Annotated in this window: 1 protein-coding gene; it reads right to left on the bottom strand. The window is 76.8% G+C overall.

Annotated elements, in window-relative coordinates; all coding sequences use genetic code 11:
* Window positions 1-1363: metallophosphoesterase family protein (locus tag KJP73_RS01320; RefSeq protein WP_249669001.1), on the bottom strand; the 1363-nt coding region annotated here is incomplete at its 3' end.
* Between the last annotated feature and the right edge of the window lie 225 nt (window positions 1364-1588).

The raw sequence follows: 1588 nt of genomic DNA, 5'->3' as shown, positions 1-1588 counted from the left end.
CCTGCGCGCCGGCCGTGGAGGACGAGATGTACCGGATGCCCTGGCCCACCTGCTCGGGGTCGGTGCGGGTGTGCATGTGGCCGGAGAGCTGCGCGGGCACGCAGCCGTCGGCCAGCAGGTTCGGCGCGACCCGGGGGTTGTGGAACATGACGAGGTCGACGCCGTCCGGGTCGTCGCAGGCGACGTCCGACAGGCGGGTGCCGACGTCCGCGTACGACTCGTCCTGGGTCTGGGTGGTGATGAGGCGGGTGGCCTTCGGGTCGTGGTCGCCCAGCAGCCGGATGCCGCGCACGTCGATCACCCCGCCGTCCAGCACCGTGGCGCCGGCCCGCGCGTACTGGGCTGTCGTCTCCGCGGAGTCGTGGTTGCCGGGTGCGGTGATGAGGTCGACGCCGTCGGGGATCGCGCGGGCGAACGTCGTCACGCAGTACTGCTCGACGGACGTGCCGTTCATGGTCGTGTCGCCGGCGTCCAGGACGACCTGCGCGCCCGACAGCTCCGTCAGCGACGTGATCAAGGGCGCCATGCCGACGTTGCAGTGCAGGTCCGAGACGAGGAGCAGCGTGACCGGCTCCTCGCGCTCGTCGGTGGGGCTCGCGGTCGGCGACGGGCTCCCCGACGGGCGGGCCGACCCGTCGGCGGAGGCCCCGGCGGTCGCGCCGTCCGCGGGCGTGCCGGCGGACGGCTCCTGCGCCTCCTCGGCCTCCGAGGCCGCCGCCTCGACCGCGGGCCGCCGGTCCTCCCAGCCGTCCCACGCCGCCACCAGAGCGTCGTCCGCCTGCCGGTAGAACTCCTCGTTGTCGCGGTACGCCTGCACCACGAGACCGCCGTAGGTGTCGACGATGCCGCCCAGCCGCCCGGTGATGCGCGCGCCCTCCAGGGGGGTGCCGTCGAACACGGCCGACGCCGGCAGCGCGTCGGCCTGCCCGCGCGTGCGGTCGCGGTCGCTCGCGGTGACCAGCGTGCCGACCAGGACGACGGCCACGCCGCCGGCCACGAGCTGCCGGGCGTGCGGCACCACCCACGCGGCGAGCTCGCGCCGCCGGCCCGCCCCGAGCAGCGCGCGCCCCGCCCACCACCCCGCGGTGAGCACGGCCAGCGCGGCGAGCGTCCGCCAGGCGGCGTCCACGGCGAGCGCCCGCGCCGCGTCCTCGATGGTCGCCTGCGGCCCGGTGAAGAACTGCAGGTACGAGTTCAGGTCGCCCGTCAGGGCCTGCAGGGTGTCGACGCCGTGCAGCGCGTCCACGTCGACCGGGATCTCCTCCACGGTCACCCGCGCGCCCAGACCCACGGGCAGCGGCGAGTCGATCTCGATGGTCCCGAACGGGCCGAGGTCCAGGGTGACGGTGGCGTCCGTCGTCACGTCGTACCGCGCCTCGTGCGGTCCGAGGCTCTGCTCGGCGGTGGCGGTGGTGACCCCGTAGGTGAGCGCGACCAGCAGCGCGGCGAGCGCCAGCAGGACGCGGGGGAGCCACCGGCGGGGGGCGGGGCGGGGGGGGGGCGGCGGCGCGGCCCCCGGGCCCGGGGGGGCGGCGGGGGCGGGGATCGCACCCAGCCCAGACGCCCCCCCCGCCGCCCCCCCCGGCCG

It is taken from the genome of Cellulomonas hominis (assembly GCF_901521055.1).
Lineage (GTDB): Bacteria > Actinomycetota > Actinomycetes > Actinomycetales > Cellulomonadaceae > Cellulomonas > Cellulomonas endometrii.
Note: the sequence above shows the minus strand (reverse complement) of the source record. Positions and strands in the feature narration are given on the sequence as shown.